The sequence below is a fragment of the Promicromonospora citrea genome (assembly GCF_013004695.1).
In the GTDB taxonomy this organism is placed as follows: domain Bacteria; phylum Actinomycetota; class Actinomycetes; order Actinomycetales; family Cellulomonadaceae; genus Promicromonospora; species Promicromonospora citrea.
This window is the reverse complement of record NZ_JABEMG010000051.1, coordinates 12,493-30,286: the sequence shown is the minus strand read 5'-3', so window position 1 is coordinate 30,286 and position 17,794 is coordinate 12,493. Positions and strand designations below refer to the sequence as shown.

At 75.7% G+C, this 17,794-nt stretch carries 14 protein-coding genes; 11 read left to right on the top strand and 3 right to left on the bottom strand.

All coding sequences use genetic code 11. The features are described from left to right. Nucleotides 1-212 precede the first annotated feature (212 nt). A complete protein-coding gene (locus HLB15_RS11715) occupies nucleotides 213-1,595 on the bottom strand; it encodes a molybdopterin molybdotransferase MoeA (RefSeq protein WP_171105813.1) in 1,383 nt (460 codons plus the stop codon). Nucleotides 1,596-1,835: 240 nt separating this feature from the next. On the opposite strand from HLB15_RS11715, the gene HLB15_RS11710 reads away from it, so the two are divergent. The 6 genes from HLB15_RS11710 to HLB15_RS11685 all read left to right on the top strand — a co-directional run bounded on the left by HLB15_RS11710 (nucleotide 1,836) and on the right by HLB15_RS11685 (nucleotide 9,562). Beyond that, nucleotides 1,836-3,185, top strand: a complete 1,350-nt coding sequence (locus tag HLB15_RS11710) for an MFS transporter (protein ID WP_171105811.1) — start codon at nucleotides 1,836-1,838, stop codon at nucleotides 3,183-3,185. Nucleotides 3,186-3,277: 92 nt separating this feature from the next. Beyond that, the gene (locus HLB15_RS11705) at nucleotides 3,278-5,491 is read left to right on the top strand and encodes a molybdopterin oxidoreductase family protein (protein WP_171105820.1); all 2,214 of its coding nucleotides are present in this window, start codon (nucleotides 3,278-3,280) and stop codon (nucleotides 5,489-5,491) included. Further along, entirely contained in the window at nucleotides 5,488-7,125 is a 1,638-nt protein-coding gene (locus HLB15_RS11700) for an FAD-dependent oxidoreductase (RefSeq protein WP_171105809.1), read from the top strand. The genes HLB15_RS11705 and HLB15_RS11700 overlap by 4 nt, the downstream gene beginning before the upstream one ends. Nucleotides 7,126-7,283: 158 nt before the next feature. Beyond that, nucleotides 7,284-8,030, top strand: a complete 747-nt coding sequence (locus HLB15_RS11695; RefSeq protein WP_171105807.1) for an oxidoreductase — start codon at nucleotides 7,284-7,286, stop codon at nucleotides 8,028-8,030. Then, on the top strand, nucleotides 8,023-8,499 hold the full coding sequence (locus HLB15_RS11690; RefSeq protein ID WP_212759778.1) for an SDR family oxidoreductase: 477 nt from the start codon (nucleotides 8,023-8,025) through the stop codon (nucleotides 8,497-8,499). Before HLB15_RS11695 ends, HLB15_RS11690 begins: the two co-directional genes overlap by 8 nt. A gap of 40 nt (nucleotides 8,500-8,539) precedes the next feature. Next, complete coding sequence (locus HLB15_RS11685) at nucleotides 8,540-9,562, top strand: MDR family NADP-dependent oxidoreductase (protein WP_171105802.1); 1,023 nt, start codon at nucleotides 8,540-8,542, stop codon at nucleotides 9,560-9,562. A gap of 12 nt (nucleotides 9,563-9,574) precedes the next feature. Here the strand turns inward: HLB15_RS11685 and HLB15_RS11680 are convergent, their stop codons facing one another. Together HLB15_RS11680 and HLB15_RS11675 are read right to left on the bottom strand one after the other, a co-directional pair. Beyond that, the gene (locus HLB15_RS11680) at nucleotides 9,575-10,522 is read right to left on the bottom strand and encodes a LysR family transcriptional regulator (protein ID WP_212759777.1); all 948 of its coding nucleotides are present in this window, start codon (nucleotides 10,520-10,522) and stop codon (nucleotides 9,575-9,577) included. 27 nt (nucleotides 10,523-10,549) lie between these two features. Further along, nucleotides 10,550-11,242, bottom strand: coding sequence for a class I SAM-dependent methyltransferase (locus tag HLB15_RS11675; protein ID WP_171105799.1), 693 nt, complete (start codon nucleotides 11,240-11,242; stop codon nucleotides 10,550-10,552). Nucleotides 11,243-11,561: 319 nt separating this feature from the next. Here HLB15_RS11675 and HLB15_RS11670 point away from each other — a divergent pair, with 319 nt between their 5' ends. The 5 genes from HLB15_RS11670 to HLB15_RS11650 all read left to right on the top strand — a co-directional run bounded on the left by HLB15_RS11670 (nucleotide 11,562) and on the right by HLB15_RS11650 (nucleotide 17,670). After that, entirely contained in the window at nucleotides 11,562-12,548 is a 987-nt protein-coding gene (locus HLB15_RS11670) for a Fic family protein (RefSeq protein ID WP_311979574.1), read from the top strand. 128 nt (nucleotides 12,549-12,676) lie between these two features. Beyond that, nucleotides 12,677-15,298, top strand: a complete 2,622-nt coding sequence (nirB, locus tag HLB15_RS11665) for a nitrite reductase large subunit NirB (protein WP_171105795.1) — start codon at nucleotides 12,677-12,679, stop codon at nucleotides 15,296-15,298. After that, the gene (nirD, locus tag HLB15_RS11660; RefSeq protein ID WP_171105793.1) at nucleotides 15,295-15,720 is read left to right on the top strand and encodes a nitrite reductase small subunit NirD; all 426 of its coding nucleotides are present in this window, start codon (nucleotides 15,295-15,297) and stop codon (nucleotides 15,718-15,720) included. Before nirB ends, nirD begins: the two co-directional genes overlap by 4 nt. Beyond that, nucleotides 15,717-16,526 carry a uroporphyrinogen-III C-methyltransferase gene (gene cobA, locus HLB15_RS11655; RefSeq protein WP_171105791.1) on the top strand — a complete coding sequence of 270 codons (810 nt, stop codon included), beginning with the start codon at nucleotides 15,717-15,719 and terminating at the stop codon, nucleotides 16,524-16,526. Before nirD ends, cobA begins: the two co-directional genes overlap by 4 nt. A gap of 52 nt (nucleotides 16,527-16,578) precedes the next feature. Beyond that, the gene (locus tag HLB15_RS11650) at nucleotides 16,579-17,670 is read left to right on the top strand and encodes a uroporphyrinogen-III synthase (RefSeq protein ID WP_171105815.1); all 1,092 of its coding nucleotides are present in this window, start codon (nucleotides 16,579-16,581) and stop codon (nucleotides 17,668-17,670) included. Nucleotides 17,671-17,794: the final 124 nt, after the last annotated feature.

Below are 17,794 nucleotides of genomic sequence, written 5' to 3'. Positions count from 1 at the left end.
GGCGCGCAGGTGGTCTCGGCGGCGGGCGGCGAGATCCTGCTCTCGACGGGCGAGTCGTGGGGCAACGGCCTGCTGATCTGGGCCGCGGGCAACGGCAGCAACCCCGTCGTCGCGAAGAACACGGACCGCCCCGCCCAGACGCGTCGCCCGTCCGCCCGCCAGGACGACGGCGTCGTACACCGGGCGGTCGGGCGGGCCGGCGGTCGTCGGAGTCATCGCAGCACCAGCACCTCGAGCAGGTCGCCCACGCGAACCTTCTCGACGCCGGGCGGGACGAGCGCCAGCCCGTCGGCCGTGGCGAGCGCGGACAGCGAGTGCCGCGACCCGGCGGGCGCGACGCCGACGGTGCCCGGTCCGGTGTCGTGACCCGCGCCGGGCAGCGGGGCGAGGCGGACCGGGACGACGAGGAGGCGTCCGGGTGAACCGGGCAGGACGGCCGCCGCCGGGAGCGAGGTCCTCCCGGGCGCGTCGCTCGGCGTCGACGGTGTCGGCACCGGGAGACACGTCTGCGGGAGCGCGCCCCGGAGCCGGTCGATCGCCGGCCGGGCGAAGAGCGCGAACGACGCGTACGCCCCGACCGGGTTGCCGGGCAGGGCGAGCCACGGCACGCCGCGCCAGCGGGCGAGGGCCTGCGGCCGGCCGGGGGACAGGGCGACGGCGGCGACGTCGGGGTCGGTCAGCCCGGGCGGTGCGGCCGCCAGCAGCTCGCGGACGACATCGGCGGCGCCGGCCGAGACCCCGCCGGCCGTCACGACGAGATCGACCCCGCCCGGCCGCGCTCCTGCCGTCCCGGCGCCGGACCGTCCTGCGCCCGTCGCCGCCGGGTCCTCAGCCGGGTCCACCGCCGCGTCGAGCGCCGCCCGGAGTGCCGCGGGGTCGTCAGGCACCGGGCCGAGCCGGACCACGTCGGCGCCGGCAGCCGTGGCCGCGGCGGCGAGCATCGGACCGTTCGAGTCGGTGATCTGGCCCGGACCGAGCGTCGTCCCCGCGGGGACGAGCTCCGCCCCCGTCGAGATCACGGCGACGACCGGCCGCCGTCGGACCGGGACGTCCACCGCGCCCGAGGCGACGAGGGCGCCCACCAGGGCGGGCGTCACCACGGTGCCGGGGCGGGCGAGCAGGTCGCCGCGGCCCACGTCCTCCCCGGCCGCGCGGACGTGCGTGCGCGGCCGCCGCGCGAGCGTCACCGCCTCCTCCGTGCGCGGTGCCCCGGCGACGAACCGCCCGGTCGACGTGTGCTCCACGGGGACGACGGCGTCCGCGCCCGCCGGCAGCGGCGCTCCGGTCATGATCCGGACGGCGTGCCCGGGCGCGAGCGCCGGCGTCCGGCCAGGGCCCGCCGCGACGTCACCGGCGACGGGGAGCGTCACGGGAGCGCCGTCGGGCGGCAGGTCGGCCAGGCGCACCGCGTACCCGTCCATCGCGGCGCCGTCGAAGGGCGGCACGGGCACGGCGGCGTGCACGTCCTCCGCGACCACCGCGCCGAGCGCGTCCGCGACCGGCACCACGCGCACGGGCAGCGGTGCCACGAGGGCGAGCGCACGCCGCAGGTGCTCGTCCACGTCGCGCGCCTGCTGCTCCCCGGTCCCGGCCATGGCACCGACCCTACGGCCGGTCCGCGGGCCGCGGAGACCGGCTCCGGCGCCCTCACACGGTGGCCCGGCGGGCTGTGCGTTCTTCCTTACGGTCGATTAACTGCCCTTTGTCGGGCGATGAAACACCGTCTCCCTAGTTTCGTCAGCGTCGGTCCGACGTCGGGCCGGCCCCGGGCCCGGCACCTGCCGCACCGGGTGCGCCCGGCGTCGTCGGGCCTCCGTCCATGCAGGGAGGACACCGTGTCCACTCCGACCACACGCGACGAGCAGCTCCCGGTCGCCGCCGCGACCGGCACCCCGGCCCGGTCCGCGGTCGAGCGCCGCACCGGCCGCTGGATCGACCACTGGGACCCCGAGGACAAGACCCTCTGGGAGGACGGCGGCCGCCGCACCGCCCGGCGCAACCTCGTGCTCTCGATCTTCGCGGAGTTCCTCGGCTTCGGGGCCTGGGCGCTCTGGTCGATCGTCGTGCCCCAGCTGCCCGCGGCCGGCTTCGACCTCACCGTCGACCAGATGTTCTGGCTCATCTCCGTGCCGAGCCTCGTCGGCGCGACGCTCCGCATCCCCTACACCTTCGCCGTGCCGGTGTTCGGCGGGCGCAACTGGACCGTCGTCTCCGCGCTCCTCCTGCTGCTGCCGACCGGCGCGCTGATCCTCACCGTGTCCGACCCCACGACGCCGTTCCCGGTGCTCCTCGCGGCCGCGGCGCTCGCGGGCCTGGGCGGCGGCAACTTCGCGTCGTCGATGGCGAACATCTCGTTCTTCTTCCCGGAGAAGGAGAAGGGCGCGGCCCTCGGCTGGAACGCGGCGGGCGGCAACATCGGCACTGCAGCGGTCCAGCTCGCCGTGCCGCTGGTCATCGTGACGGGCGCCGGCGTGGCGCTGGACCGCGCGGGCCTCGTGTTCATCCCGTTCATCCTGCTCGCGGCGTTCCTCGCCTGGCGCTGGATGGACAACCTGTCCTCGGCGAAGGCCGACCCGCGGGCGTTCGCCGTCGCGGTGCACGACCGGCACACCTGGATCATCAGCTTCATCTACATCGGCACGTTCGGCTCGTTCATCGGCTACGCCGGCGCCTTCCCCACGCTGCTCGCCGCCGAGTTCCCGCAGGTGGCCCTGCCGCTCGCGTTCCTGGGTGCGCTGGTCGGCTCCGTGGCGCGGCCGCTCGGCGGCATCCTCGCCGACCGGGTCGGCGGCACGGTCGTCACGCTCGGCGCGTTCGGCGTCATGGCGCTGGGCGCCGTCGGTGCGATCTGGGCCCTCGGGGCGAACAGCTTCCCCGCGTTCTTCGGCTCGTTCCTCGGCCTGTTCGTCGCCACGGGCGTGGGCAACGGCTCCGTCTACCGGATGATCCCCGCGGTGTTCCGGGTCAGCGGCGGCACGGTCAAGGCCGCCGCGGGGTGCATCGGCATCGCGGGCGCGGTGGGCGCGTTCGGCGGGTTCCTCATCCCGCGCGGGTTCGCCCTGTCCACGACCCTGACCGGGTCGCTCGTGCCGGCGCTCTGGTCGTTCGTCGGCGTGTACGCCGTGATGGCCCTCGTGTGCTGGGCCGTGTACGGGCGCGGCGCCATGGCCGCGGCACGGGTCTGACCGTGCTCGACACCCGGCCCGGCACCTCGGGCGCCAGCACGGGCGCCGACCGCGTGGACTCGCACTGCCCGTACTGCGCGCTCCAGTGCGGCATGTCGCTCACGCCTGCCGCGGGACCGGCGGCGCCCGAGGTGCGGCCCCGCGCGTTCCCGACCAACCGGGGCGGGCTGTGCCAGAAGGGGTGGACGTCGGCGGCGGTGCTCGGCGCGCCGGACCGGCTCACCCGCCCGCTGGTGCGCCGCTCGCTGCTCGACCCGGCCCCGCCCGTGCCCGGCGCCCCCGTGCCCGGCGCCCCCGCGGCCGACGCCGACCCCCTCGTCCCCGTCCCCTGGGACACCGCGCTCGACCTCGTGGCGACCCGGCTCGCGGCGCTGTCCGCCGAGCACGGCCCCCAGGCGGTCGCGGTGTTCGGCGGGGGCGGGCTGACCAACGAGAAGGCCTACGCCCTCGGCAAGTTCGCGCGCACCGTGCTGCGCACCCCGAACATCGACTACAACGGCCGGTTCTGCATGGCGTCGGCCGCGGCGGGCATGAACAGGGCGTTCGGCGTCGACCGGGGCCTGCCGTTCCCGCTCGCCGACCTCGGCGGCGCGCAGGCCGTGCTGCTGCTCGGCTCGAACCTCGCCGAGACCATGCCACCGGCCGTGCAGCACCTCGCGGGCGCGCGGGCGGCCGGTGGGCTCGTCGTCGTCGACCCGCGGCGGTCGGCGACCGCACGGCTCGCCGTCGACCCCGCGCCGGACCCCGCGGCCGGCCCTTCCCAGGGCGTGCACCTCGCGCCCGTGCCCGGCACGGACCTCGCCGTCGTGCTCGGCCTGCTGCACGTCGTGCTCGCCGAGGGGCTGGCCGACGAGGCCTACCTCGCCGCGCGCACCACCGGGTTCGAGGACGTCGCCCGCTCGGTGGCCGCGTGGTGGCCCGAGCGGGTCGAGTCGGTCGCGGGCGTCCCCGCCGAGGAGCTGCGCCGGGTGGCCCGGCTGCTGGCCGCCGCGGCCCCGGCGCACGGCGGTGCGGGCGCGTACGTGCTCACCGGGCGCGGCGTGGAGCAGTCGACGCAGGGCACCGCCACCGTCACGGCGGCGATCAACCTGGCGCTCGCGCTCGGTCTGCCGGGCCGGGTCGGGTCGGGGTACGGCGCGATCACCGGCCAGGGCAACGGGCAGGGCGGCAGGGAGCACGGGCAGAAGGCCGACCAGCTCCCGGGCTACCGGAGGATCGACGACCCGGCGGCCCGCGCCCACGTCGCGGCGGTCTGGGGCGTCGACCCGGACTCGCTGCCGGGCCCCGGCCTGCCCGCCGTGCGGCTCCTGCGCTCGCTGGCCACGCCGGGCGGCCCCCGCGCCCTGCTCGTGCACGGGTCCAACGTCGTGGTGAGCGCGCCGGACGCGAGCCGTGTCGTCGAGCGGCTGCGTGCCCTCGACCTGCTCGTGGTCTGCGACGTCGTGCCGAGCGAGACGGCGCGCCTGGCCCACGTCGTGCTCCCCGTGACGCAGTGGGCCGAGGAGGAGGGCACCCTGACCTCGCTCGAGGGCCGGGTCATCCGCCGCCGTGCCGCGGTGTCGCCGCCGGGGGAGGTCCGGTCCGAGCTGTGGGTCCTCGCCGAGCTGGCCCGGCGCCTGGGCGCGCCCGCGACGCTCGCCTTCCCGACCGACCCCGCCGAGGTCTTCGACGAGCTCGCCCGGGCCTCGGCGGGCGGTCCCGCCGACTACGCGGGCCTCTCCCACGCGCGCCTCGACGCCGACGAGGCGGCGGGCGGCCCCGGCCTGCACTGGCCCGTGCCGGACGGCGACCACCCCGGGACGCCGCGGCTGTTCCTCGACGGGTTCCCGACCCCGGACGGCCGCGCGCGGCTGGTCGCCGTCGACCACGTGGGGCCGTCGGACGAGGTGCGCCCCGGCGCGCCGTTCTACCTGGTCACCGGGCGGGTGCTGCAGCACTACCAGTCGGGCGCACAGACGCACCGCGTGCCCGACCTCGAGCGGCTCGTGCCCGAGCCGTACGTCGAGCTGCACCCCGTGCTCGGCTTCCGCCTCGGCCTGCCGGACGGCGCCCGCGTGCGCCTCACCAGCGCGCGGGGCGAGGTCGAGGCCACCGCGCGCTGGACCGACGCCGTGCGCCCCGACACCGTCTTCATGCCGTTCCACTGGAGCGGCGCCGGCTCGGTCAACCGGGTCACGACGGACGCCACGGACCCCGTCTCGGGCATGCCGGAGTTCAAGGTCTGCGCCGTGGACGTCACGCCCGTCCCGGACGGCGCCCCGCCCCGCCCCGCCCCGCGCCCCACCCCGGAGGAGCTGTCCCGATGAACCTGCGTGTCCCCCTGAAGGTCGTCGTGGTCGGGTTCGGCATGGTCGGCTCGCGTCTCGTCGACGAGCTGCTCCGCCGCGAGCCCGAGGCGTTCGACGTCACCGTGCTCGGCAGCGAGCCGTACGAGCCGTACAACCGCGTGCTGCTCAGCGACGTCGTCGCGGGCCGCACCGATGTCGCCGCCATCACCATGCCCCTGCCCGACGGCGCCCGCGTCACCGTGCGCCGGGGCGTGGCCGCCGTGGCCGTCGACCGGGCGTCACGCGTGGTCGTCGCCGACGACGGCACGCGCCACCCCTACGACCACCTCGTGCTCGCCACCGGCGCGGCCGCCCGCGTCCCCGCGATCCCGGGCCTGCACGCCGCCGACGGCGGCCTGCCCGCCGGCGTGCACGCGCTGCGCACCCTCGACGACGCCCGCGAGATCGTCGCCGCCACGGTCAACGCCCCGCGCGCCGTCGTGGTCGGCGGCGGCGTGCTGGGCGTGGAGGCCGCCGTCGGGCTCGCGGGCCGCGGGCTGCACGTGACCCTCGTGCACCACGGGGGCTCCCTCATGGAGCGCCAGCTCGACGCGGAGGCCGCCGCCGTGCTGCGGACGGGCCTCGAGGCGCACGGCGTGACCGTGCTGCCCGACCGCGTGGCCGGCGAGGTGCTCGTGGCAGGCGGCCGGGCGGTGGGCGTACGGGTCCGGACCGCCCGCGGGGCCGCGGCACCGGACGGCACGACCGACGACGTGGTCGCCGCGCGCCTCGTCGTGTTCTCGGTCGGCACCGTGCCGGAGACCGGCCTCGCCGCGGCCGCGGGGCTCACGACCGATCGCGGCGTCCTCGTCGGACACGACCTGACCAGCCCTGACGACCCGCGGGTGCACGCGGTCGGCGACTGCGCACAGCCGCCCGAGGGGTCGCGAGGCCTCGTCGCGGAGGGCTGGGACCAGGCGAGACGGCTCGCCGAACGGCTCGTGCGGCTCGTCGAGCCCGCCGACCCCGAGCCCGTCCCCGCGCCGCACCTGCGCCTTCCCGAGGGCGGCACGCGGCCGAGCATGGCGGTGCGCCTCGGCGCGCTGCTCGCGGGCGGGGCGACCAGCCGCGCCCAGACGGACCGGGGCATCGACACGCGCGGCACCGACGTCGTCAAGGTCAAGGCCGGCCCGCTGAGCGTCACCGCGATGGGCGTGTGCGGCGCCGCCCGCGCCGACGAGCCCGGGCAGCGCACGGTCCGCCTCGCGGACCCGCACGCCGGCCGGTACGTCGAGGTCGTGGTGGCGGACGGCGTCGTCGTGGGTGCGACGTGCGTGGGCGACCCGGCCGTGGCCGCCGACCTCACGGCCGCCTACACCCGGCGGACGCCCGTGCCGCACGACCCCGCGTTCCTGCTCCTCACGCCCGTGATGGCCGCGGCGGCGCCCGCGTCGTCCCCCGAGCACATGCCCGACGACGCGGTGGTGTGCCGGTGCAACGGTGTCACGAAGCGGGACATCGCCCACGCGTGCGCCACGGGCGCGCGGACGCGGGACGACGTCGCGCGCGAGACGCGGGCGACCACCGGCTGCGGCTCGTGCACCGACGCGGTGTGCGGGGTGCTCGACTGGCTGCGCGCCACGGACCCGGAGGTGGTCCCGGAACCCGCCTGACGTGCCCCGGCGTCGCGCGCGAGGCCGCCACCTGCGGGTATAGGCGACGCCTGTGCCCGCTGCTCGGTCCACGTCTTTGCCTGCCCTCTCCGCACCTGCCTACGGTCGCGACGGATCGATCGACATCGATCGGACACGAGCGAGAGGAACGTGGGGGCATGTACGACTTCACAGGACGCCGCGCCCTGGTCACCGGGGGCTCCCGGGGCATCGGGGCGGCCGTGGTGCGTCAGCTGCTGGACGGCGGGGCCGACGTGCTGGCCGTCGCGCGGACGACCGCCTACGCACCGCCGCAGGGCGCCCGGTTCGCGACCACGGACCTGCGCACCACCGAGGGCGTGCGCGCCCTCGCCGACACGGCCGACCGGGAGCTCGGTGGCGTCGACGTGATCGTCCACGCCGCCGGGGGAGCCCAGGCGAACGAGTCGGGCAGCACGCTCGGCCTCACCGACGGCGACTGGCAGGACGTGCTCGACCTCAACCTCCTGGCGGCCGTCCGGCTCGACGCCCTGCTGGCCCCGGGCATGCGGGACCGCGGCGTGGGCGCGATCGTGCACGTCTCGACCGCGGCCCTCGTGCCGCCGGTACCCCCGTTCGCCCACTACCAGGCCGCCAAGGCGGGCCTCGAGTCCTACAGCAGGTCCCTCGCGGCCGAGCTCGCACCGGCCGGCGTCCGGGTCAACGCGGTCGGCCCCGGCCGGACCGCCACGCCCGGCGGCGAGGCGACGCGGCAGCGCTGGGCGGGGACGGCCGATGCCACCGGCTCCGCGGACGTCCCGCCGCTGGGCCGGGACGGCCTGCCGGACGACGTCGCGGGGGCCGTCGTGTACCTCGCCTCCGACCTGGCGAGCTGGATCACGGGCGCCTACCTCTCCGTCGACGGCGGTGAGTACCCGCGTGGCTGAGCCGACGACGACCAGGCCTCGGTACGACGGCAAGCGCGCCGAGCCGTTCGCCATCGACGTCAAGGGGGCGTTCTTCACCGTCCAGACGCTCGCGCCCCTGCTCGCCGACGGCGCGGGCGTCGTGCTCACGACCTCGGTCGCGAACCGGGTCGGCATCGTCGACTCGAGCGTGTACGCGGCGGGCAAGGCGGCCGTGCGCTCCCTGGCCCGCAGCCTCTCGCGCGAGCTGCTCCCGCGCGGCATCCGGGTCAACGCGATCAGCCCCGGTCCCGTCGACACGGGCACCCTGGAGCGCACCATGCCGAAGGAGGCGGCCGACGCCTTCGTCGCCGAGCGGGTCGCCGCCAACCCCATGCACCGCAGGGGCACACCGGACGAGGTCGCGGCGGCGGCGCTCTTCCTCGCCGTCGACGCGACCTACACGGCGGGCGTCGAGCTCGTCGTGGACGGCGGCGTCACCCAGCTCTGACCGTCTTCCCCAGTCCTGACCGTCATCCCGAGGAGTCCCCGTGACCGAAGTCCCTGACCGTACGTCGTCGGCCGTCGTGCTGCGCGCGCACCGGACCGAGCCCGCCCAACCGTTCGCCGAGCTGCTCGAGGTCGTGCCGGTCGAGCTGCCGCCCCTCGCCGAGGGGCAGGTGCGCGTGGCCAACGAGCTCCAGCAGGTCATCGCCGCGACCGGCGAGCTCATGGTCGAGCGGCCCCGCCTTCCGCTCCCACGCTTCGAGATCGGCAGCCCGCTGTACGGGCCGGCCGTCGGACGTGTCGTGGAGTCCCGAGCGTCCGGGCTCCCGGTCGGTACGACCGTGCTGCACGGCGCCGGGTGGCGCGCGCACAGCACGCTCGACGCCGCCGAGGCGTACGCCGTGCCCGACGGCGTGTTCCCCGGCCCCGAGCACCTCCTCAACCAGGGGGTCCCCGCGTACCACGGCATGGTCGACATCGCGCAGGTGGGCGAGGGCGACGTCGTGCTCGTGAGCGGGGCGGCCGGCGGCGTCGGCTCGATGGCGGCCCAGGTCGCGCGGCTGCGGGGCGCCGCACGGGTCATCGGCGTCGCCGGCGGGCCCGAGAAGTGCCGCTACCTGGTCGAGGAGCTCGGCCTGGACGCCGCGATCGACTACCGCTCCGAGGATCTCGACGCCCGGCTCGACGAGCTGGCGCCGGAGGGGGTGTCCGTCTTCTTCGACACCGTGGGCGGTCTCCAGTTCGAGGCCGCGGTGCGGCACGCCGCGCCCGGCGCTCGGTTCGCGCTCTGCGGCGTGCTGTCCGACCAGCTCGGCGGGGACGGCGGGTTCCCGCGCCTCGACCTCATGACGGCACTGGTGCGCGAGATCCAGATCCGGCCCTTCTCGACCCGGCACACCCCGGAGCAGGTCGCGGCGTGGAACGAGCACTACGCGGAGTGGTTCGCGCAGGGCCGCATCCGGTTCGTGAGCACCGTGCTCGACGGTGGGCTGGAGCGCGTCGTCACCGCCCAGGACGAGCTGCGCACGGGCGTGCACCGCGGGAACGTCCTGGTGCGGCTCCGCTGAGGCGGTCCGGGCTCAGGCCGCCGCGACGGCGGCGCGGGGTACCCACGCCGCGCGGTCCGGCCAGTCCTCCCGCCGGAGCAGGTCCAGCAGGGCGGACTCGGCCGGGCCGGGGTCGCGGCGCAGCACGGCGACGACCGGCTGGTGCAGCGCGGGCGCGAGCGGCCGGACGAGGTGGGCGTGGTCGCGCGGCACGGCCGATCCCGGCACGAGGGCGGCGCCGAGCCCCTGCGCGGCCCACCGCACGGCGGTCGCGGCCTGCGTCACGCGGGCGGCGGTGACGGGGGAGAGACCCGCGGCGTGCAGCGTCTCCCGCAGCACGCCGTCGAGCAGGCCCGCCTGGTCGAACCGGACCCAGGGCTCGTCCGCCAGGTCACGCAGGCGTACCGCGTCGCCGGCCAGCAGCGGGTGCCCCTCCCGCAGCGCGACCACGAACTCGTCGTGGCCGAGCGGGTGCGCGTCCTCGGGCGTCTGCTCGCAGCGCGCCATGAGGGCGAGGTCGAGCACGCCGCGGCGCCACAGCCGTTCGAGCTCCGTGGTGCTCGGCTCCTCGAAGACCGTGACCTCGAGCCGTGGGGCGCTGCGCCGCAGCGCGGCGAGGGCGCGCGGCAGCTGCGGCGCGCCGAAACCCATCTGGACCGACACGACCAGCTCACCGGCGAGGTCGCCCGCACCGGCCTGCGCGGCCGCCCGCGCCCGGCGCGCCGCGCGCACCGCGACCTCGGCCTCTCGCAGGAACGCGCGGCCCACCACGGTCGGCACGAGCCCGCTCGGCGTGCGTGCGAACAGCGTGACCCCGAGGTCGCGCTCCAGGTTCCGGATCTGCTGGGACATCGACGGCTGCGCGACCCGCAGCTCGTCGGCGGCCGCCGTCACCGAGCCGTGCTCGGCCACGGCCAGGGCGTACTCGTACTGGCGCAGGCTCATCGGCGCCTCCTCCTCCGGGACGGTGCGCTTCTCCACGTCGTGCAACGTCTGGTGAGGCGGGCTTTACTCCCTGGGGCGTCCGGCCGGACGTGTCCACTCCAGCGTGTACCGGAAGAAGAGCCGATGCCGCACCCGGGCGCCGGGCAGCACCTCGCGGGCCGTCCGGGCGATCTCCGCGAACGTCTCGCGCGGGTCGCGCACCGGCATCGGCGGCCCGGCGTCCGGCACGGGCGTCCGGACGGGGCGCGGGTGCCGCACCAGGCCGACCAGCGGGTTGAGCAGCGCGGACACGAGGTCCCACGCGAGGTCGGCGGCCGAGTCCGGGCGGGCGAGGCCGACGACGAGCAGGCGGCCGCCCGGCGCGAGCAGCGCGGCCGCGTGCCGCAGGGCCTCCTCCAGGGGGAGATGGTGCAGCACCGCGACCATGGTCACGGCGTCGAAGGTGCCCTCGACCTCCTCGAACCGGGCGTTCCGTACCGTGACGGACGGGTCGCCCGCGAGCCGGGCCCGCGCGGCGGCCGCCATCGTGGCGTCGGCGTCGATGCCGAGGACCTCGTCGAACCGGCCCCGCAACCGGTCGAGCAGCTTCCCGACGCCGCAGCCGACGTCGAGGGCGCTCCGCCGCCCGGGAGGCAGCCGGCGCAGGATCCAGGGGTGGTAGTGGTCGTTGTGGTTCCAGGGGTGCCGGTCGTTGAGGCGCTTCAGGGCGCGCCCGCCGGCGCGGACGACCGGGTGGTGCACGGTCCGGATGTCCATGGGTCTCCCGTCGGTTGCTCAGCGATCGTCCCGAGCTCAGACATGGACTGAGCGCGCGTCTTGTTCCACGTTTCGCCGAAACGTGGAATAACGTGGATTCATGTTCCAGGTTCCACCGTTCCAGCACCGAGACGAGCAGTGGACGGCCGAGAACGACGGTATGACGAGTCGTGCGCAGATGGCCAGGGCGTCGGGCCCGTACCGGTCCACGGTCCCGCCTCGCATCGCGACCTGGACACCTGATATCCCGGGTGACCTGGCGGCCGACATCGAGGAAGCGGCGTCGGCCCTGAGTCGGTTCGACCACTACGCACGGGGCGTGCTGGGCGAGACGAGTCCTTCGCTCGGGCCGATGAGCTCGATCCTCCTGCGAACGGAGTCCGCGTCCTCGTCCCAGATCGAGGACCTCACCGTCGGGGCCCGGCAGCTCGCGCTCGCGGAGATCGACCTGGCGACGTCGGACAACGCACGGCTCGTCGTCGCGAACGTCCGGGCGATGGAGGCGGCGCTCGACCTGGCCGACCGGCTCGACACGACGGCGGTGCTCGAGATGCATCGGGCGTTGATGTCTGGTCAGCGCGGGTGGGAAGGGCGCGCTGGGCGCTGGCGTGATCAGCTCGTGTGGATCGGTACGAGCAAGGTGAGCCCGCGCTTCGCGTCGCACGTCGCACCCCAGGCGGTCCTGGTGCCCGACGCGATGGACGACCTGATGTGCTTCGCTCGAAGAGATGACCTGCCCGTGATCGTCCAGGCAGCAGTCGCGCACGCGCAGTTCGAGAACATCCATCCGTTCGCGGACGGCAACGGCAGGACCGGCCGTGCACTCGTGCACGCGATGCTGCGCGCCAAGGGCCTGGTGACGAGCACGACTGCGCCGGTCTCGGCGGGCCTGCTGAAGAGGACCGACGAGTACTTCGGTGCGTTGGCGTCGTACAGGGAAGGAGATGCGAGGCCGATCGTCGAACAGTTCGCTGACGCCTCGCGGTTCGCCGCGCACGCGGGTGCGGAGCTGATCGACGAGCTGGCCGCGCAGATCGGCCGGTCCCGGGATCAGATGTCCGGGTTGCGTCCGCAGGCCTCGGCCTGGAAGGTACTGCCGCATCTGCTGTCCCACCCGGTGGTCAACGCAGCCTACCTGTCCGATCGGCTCGGCCTCGGGCGACAGACGGCGTTGAACGCCCTCGGCCAGCTCACCGATGCCGGCGTGCTGGTGGAACGAACAGGCAGGCAGCGTAACCGGGTGTGGCAGCACCCAGGGATCCTCGGCGTGCTCGACGAGTTCGCCCAGAGTCTCGTCCGTGCGTAGCCGCTGATCGGGTGACGACCCGGAAGCCCGGGCTCTCACACCCCGCCCCCGCGCGGAGTGAGGAAGATGTTCGGCCCGGGTAACCACCGGCGCACCAGCGCGAAAAACCGGGGACCTACGGTCAAGACATGGTCAACTCCGGTACCCCTCAGCACCTCGTCGTGGTCGGCGGCGGCATGGTCGCGCAGCGGCTGGTCGAGGCGCTGCGCGCCCGGGACGACGCCGGCCGCTACCGCGTCACCGTCTTCGCCGAGGAGCCGCGCGCGCCCTACGACCGGGTGGGTCTGACCCGCTGGTTCTCCGAGGGCGTCGACGGCATCGCCCTGGGCGACCCCGACCTGTGGGCCGACCCGCTCGTCACGCTGCACACCGACCGCGGGATCGAGTCGATCGACCGCGCGGCGAGGACGGTCACGGACCGCCTCGGCCACGTGCACGCCTACGACGAGCTCGTGCTCGCCACGGGGTCGAGCGCCGCGATGCCGCCCATCCCCGGCAACGACCTGCCGGGTGTCTTCGTGTACCGCACCCTCGACGACGTCGCGGCCCTCCGCGGCTGGGTCGAGGAGAAGCGGCGCGGCTTCCCGGCGGGCAAGCCGGTGCGGGGCGCCGTCATCGGCGGCGGCCTGCTCGGCCTCGAGGCGGCGGGTGCCCTCACGGCGCTGGGCGCGCAGGCGACGGTCATCGAGTTCGGCACCCACCTCATGGGGGTGCAGGTCGACCTCGGCGGCGGGCAGGCGCTGCGCCGGCTGATCAACGCCCAGGGCATCGGCGTACGCACCGAGACGGCGACCAGCCAGATGCGTCCGCACCGCCGGACGGGTCACGTCGGCCGCCTCGACTTCGCCGACGGCGGGCGGCTCGACGTCGACGTCGTCGTGGTCGCGACCGGGGTCCGGCCCCGGGACGAGCTCGCGCGGGCCGCCGGCCTGCCGGTCGGCGAGCGCGGCGGCGCCGTCGTCGACCTGACGTGCCGCACCGAGGACCCGCACGTGTGGGCCGTGGGCGAGGTCGCGTGCATCGAGGGCCGCTGCATCGGCCTGGTCGCACCGGGCAACACCATGGCGGAGGTGGTCGTCGACCGGCTGCTCGGCGGGGAGGCGGAGTTCCCCGGCGCCGACACCGCGACCAAGCTCAAGCTCTCGGGCGTCGACGTCGCCTCGTTCGGCGACGCCCACGCCCGCACCGAGGATGCCGTCGAGGTGGTCTGGGCCGACCCGGTGGCCGGCGTCTACAAGAAGCTCGTCCTGTCCGACGACGCGCGCACGCTGCTCGGCGGCGTCTTCGTCGGAGACGCCGCGCCCTACGCGAGCCTGCGCCCCATGCTCGGCGCCGAGCTGCCGGGCGACGACCCGAGCGCCTTCCTGCTGCCGGAGGGCGGTGGCGGCGCGCCCGGCCTCGAGCTGCCCGACGAGGCGAACGTGTGCTCCTGCAACGGCGTCAGCGCCGGCACCATCCGTGGCGCGGTCACCGAGCACGCGTGCACCGACGTGCCGGGGGTCAAGGCCTGCACCCGCGCGGGCACCACCTGCGGCGCGTGCCTCCCGCTCGTCAAGAAGCTCGTCGACACCGAGCTCGAGCGCGCGGGCATCGAGGTGAGCACCGCGCTGTGCGAGCACTTCGCGATGTCGCGCGCCCAGCTCTTCGACGCCGTCCGGGTGGCCGACCTGCACTCGTTCAGCGAGATCGTGGACCGGTTCGGCACGGAGGCCGTCGTCGACGACGGCGGCACCGCGAAGGGCCGCGGCTGCGACATCTGCAAGCCCGTCGTGGCGTCGATCCTGGCGTCGCTGGGCAACGGCCACATCCTGGCGGGCGAGCAGTCCACGCTCCAGGACACCAACGACCACATGCTCGCCAACCTGCAGAAGGACGGCACCTACTCGGTGGTGCCCCGCATGCCGGGCGGCGAGGTGACCCCCGAGGGCCTCATCGTCGTGGGCGAGGTCGCGCGCGACTTCGGCCTCTACACGAAGATCACGGGCGGCCAGCGGATCGACATGTTCGGCGCGCGCGTCGAGCAGCTCCCCGACATCTGGCGGCGCCTGGTCGACGCCGGCTTCGAGTCCGGGCACGCCTACGGCAAGTCGCTGCGCACGGTGAAGTCGTGCGTCGGGTCGACGTGGTGCCGGTACGGCGTCCAGGACTCGGTGGGCATGGCGGTCGAGCTCGAGCTGCGCTACCGCGGCCTGCGCTCGCCGCACAAGCTGAAGATGGGCGTGTCGGGCTGCGCCCGCGAGTGCGCGGAGGCGCGCGGCAAGGACGTGGGCGTCATCGCGACCGACAAGGGCTGGAACGTCTACGTGGGCGGCAACGGCGGGCAGACGCCGCGCCACGCGCAGCTGTTCGCCGAGGACCTGACCTCCGAGGAGCTGCTCCGGACCATCGACCGCTTCCTCATGTACTACGTGCGCACGGCCGACCGGCTGCAGCGCACCGCGCCGTGGATCGAGGAGGTCGACGGCGGTCTCGAGGGCGTGCGCCAGGTGATCATGGAGGACTCGCTCGGCATCTGCGCCGACCTGGACGCCGCGATGGCCCGCCACGTCGAGAACTACGAGGACGAGTGGAAGGCCGTGCTCGAGGACCCGGAGAAGCTGCGCCGGTTCTCGTCGTTCGTCAACGCCCCGAAGGACGCCGACCCGTCGCTGGCGTACGTGACCGAGCGCGGTCAGCGCCGTCCGGCCACGCCCGCCGAGCGCGCGGCCGGCGTCGTCGTCGCGGGCCCGAAGCTGGAGGTGCGCGCATGACCGTCCACGACGTCGCCCAGGCCCCCGCCGCGACCGGGGCCGCGGGCCCGGCCCGGTGGGAGCGGGCCTGCCTGCTGTCCGACCTGTTCCCCGAGCGCGGCGCGGCCGCGCTGTTCGGCGACACGCAGGTAGCCCTCTTCCGGCTGCCCGAGGAACGCGGGTACGGCAGCCACGGGGGCCGCGTGTACGCGGTGCAGAACCTCGACCCGTTCTCGGGCGCGCACGTGCTGTCGCGGGGGATCGTCGGCACGCGCGCCGGTGAGCCCACGGTCGCCTCGCCCGTGTACAAGCAGGTGTTCTCGCTGGTCACGGGGCGTTGCCTGGTCCTGGCGGACAAGTCCCCGAAGGACGGGTACGAGCCGGACCTCGCGGTGCACGAGGTGGAGGTCCGCGACGGGGCCGTGCTCGTGAGGCTCTCGTGACCGCGGGACCCGGGCCGGCGCGGCAGCGTGGCCGGGTCACGCTCGTCGGCGGTGGACCCGGTGCGGTCGACCTGCTGACGGTGCGCGCGTGGCGGGCGCTGCAGGCGGCGGACGTCGTGGTCGCGGACCGGCTCGGCCCCGTCGAGATCCTCGCGGAGCTGCCGCCGCACGTCCGTGTGGTCGACGTCGGCAAGACGCCCGGCGACCACCCCGTGCCGCAGGAGCGGATCAACGAGCTGCTCGTGGAGCACGCGCTGGCGGGTGCGCACGTCGTCCGGCTCAAGGGCGGGGACCCGTTCGTGCTCGGCCGGGGCGGCGAGGAGGTCGCCGCGTGCGCGGCGGCGGGCGTGCCGGTCGAGGTGGTGCCGGGCGTGACCTCGGCCGTCGCGGTGCCGGGGCTCGCCGGGATCCCGCTCACCCACCGCGGGGTGACCACGGGCTTCCACGTGGTGTCCGGGCACTGCGCGGGGTCGTCCGACGCTGCCGACGGTCCGCTGGACGAGACGGCGCTGTCCTGTGTGCGGGACGGCACGGCTACGCTTGTCGTACTCATGGGGGTGCGGTCCCTCGGCGCGATCGTGGCGCAGTCCCTGGCCGCGGGTGCCGATCCCCGGACCCCCGTGGCGATCGTCGAGAACGGCTCGACCGCCGGGCAGCGCCTCACGCGGGCCCGGCTCGAGGAGGCGGCCGAGGTGGCGGCGGCCCGCGGCGTCCGGTCCCCGGCGGTCGTGGTGATCGGCCACGTGGCCGCGGCAGGGCTACTGGAGGGTGCGCGTGAACGACGTCTGGCAGGTGCCGGTGTCTGACCTCGCGGCGCCCGCCCCGGCCCGGGCGACCCGGCCGGTGCTCGGGCAGGTGATGGCGGGCGCCACGGTGCTGGTCACCGGGGAGCGGCGGGCCGGCGAGCTCGCCGCCGCGCTCGAGCGCCGCGGTGCGACCGTCCGCCACGCGCCCGCGCTCAGCATGATCCCGCACGTCGACGACGAGACGCTGGTCGCCGCGACGCGCGCGCTCGTGGCCGCCCCGCCCGACGTGGTGGTCGTGACGACGGGCATCGGCTTCCGGGCCTGGATCGAGGCCGCCGACGCGCACGGGCTCGCCGAGCCGCTGCTCGCGCTGCTCGCGCGCACCCGCATCGTCGCGCGCGGCCCGAAGGCCCGTGGCGCCATCCAGGCCGCGGGGCTGCAGGCCGACTGGGTCGCCGAGTCCGAGACGTCGGCCGAGGTGGCGGAGGTGCTGCTCAGCGAGGGCGTGCAGGGCTTACGCATCGCGATCCAGCACCACGGCGCGGGTGCCGACGGGCTCGACGAGGTGTTCCAGAAGGCCGGTGCGCAGGTCGCGCGGCTCGTCGTCTACCGGTGGGGGCCCGCCCCCGACCCGGCCCTGGTCCGCGAGTCCGTGCACGCCGTGGCGGACGCCGAGATCGACGCCGTCGTCTTCACGTCGGCGCCGGGCGCCGAGGCCTGGATGCGGACCGTCGAGGAGGAGGGGCTGCTCGACCAGGTCCGCGCACGGTTCGTCGGCGGGGGGACGGTGGCGGCCGCCGTCGGTCCTGTCACCGCCAAGCCGCTCGAGCACCGCGGGATCGTGCCGCTGCAGCCCGAGCGCGGCCGGCTGGGCGCGCTGGTCCGTGCCCTCGTGGGCCACTACGAGCACATCGAGTCGGTCGCGCTGTGCACGGTCGCGGGGTCGCTCGTGATCCGCGCGCGCGTCGCGGTGCTCGACGGACAGGTGCTGCCCCTCTCGCCGACCGGGGTCGCGGTGCTGCGGCTCCTCGCCGCGGCGGCGGGCGACGTCGTGCCGCGCGAGGCGGTGCTCGCCGCGCTGCCGGGCGACTCGCAGGACCCGCATGCCGCCGAGGTCGCGATCGCACGCCTGCGCGAGGCCGCGGGCCGGCGCGACCTGATCCGCACGGTGGTCAAGCGCGGCTACCGCATCGAGCTGGCCTGAGCCGGACCCGCCGCCGCAGATCGTCTTTCAACCCGACGTTTCTTGGCTTTGCAGGCCGTCAAAGCCAAGAAACGTCGGGTTGAAAGACGATCCGCGGTCGGGCCGCGTGCGCGGTGCCCGCCGA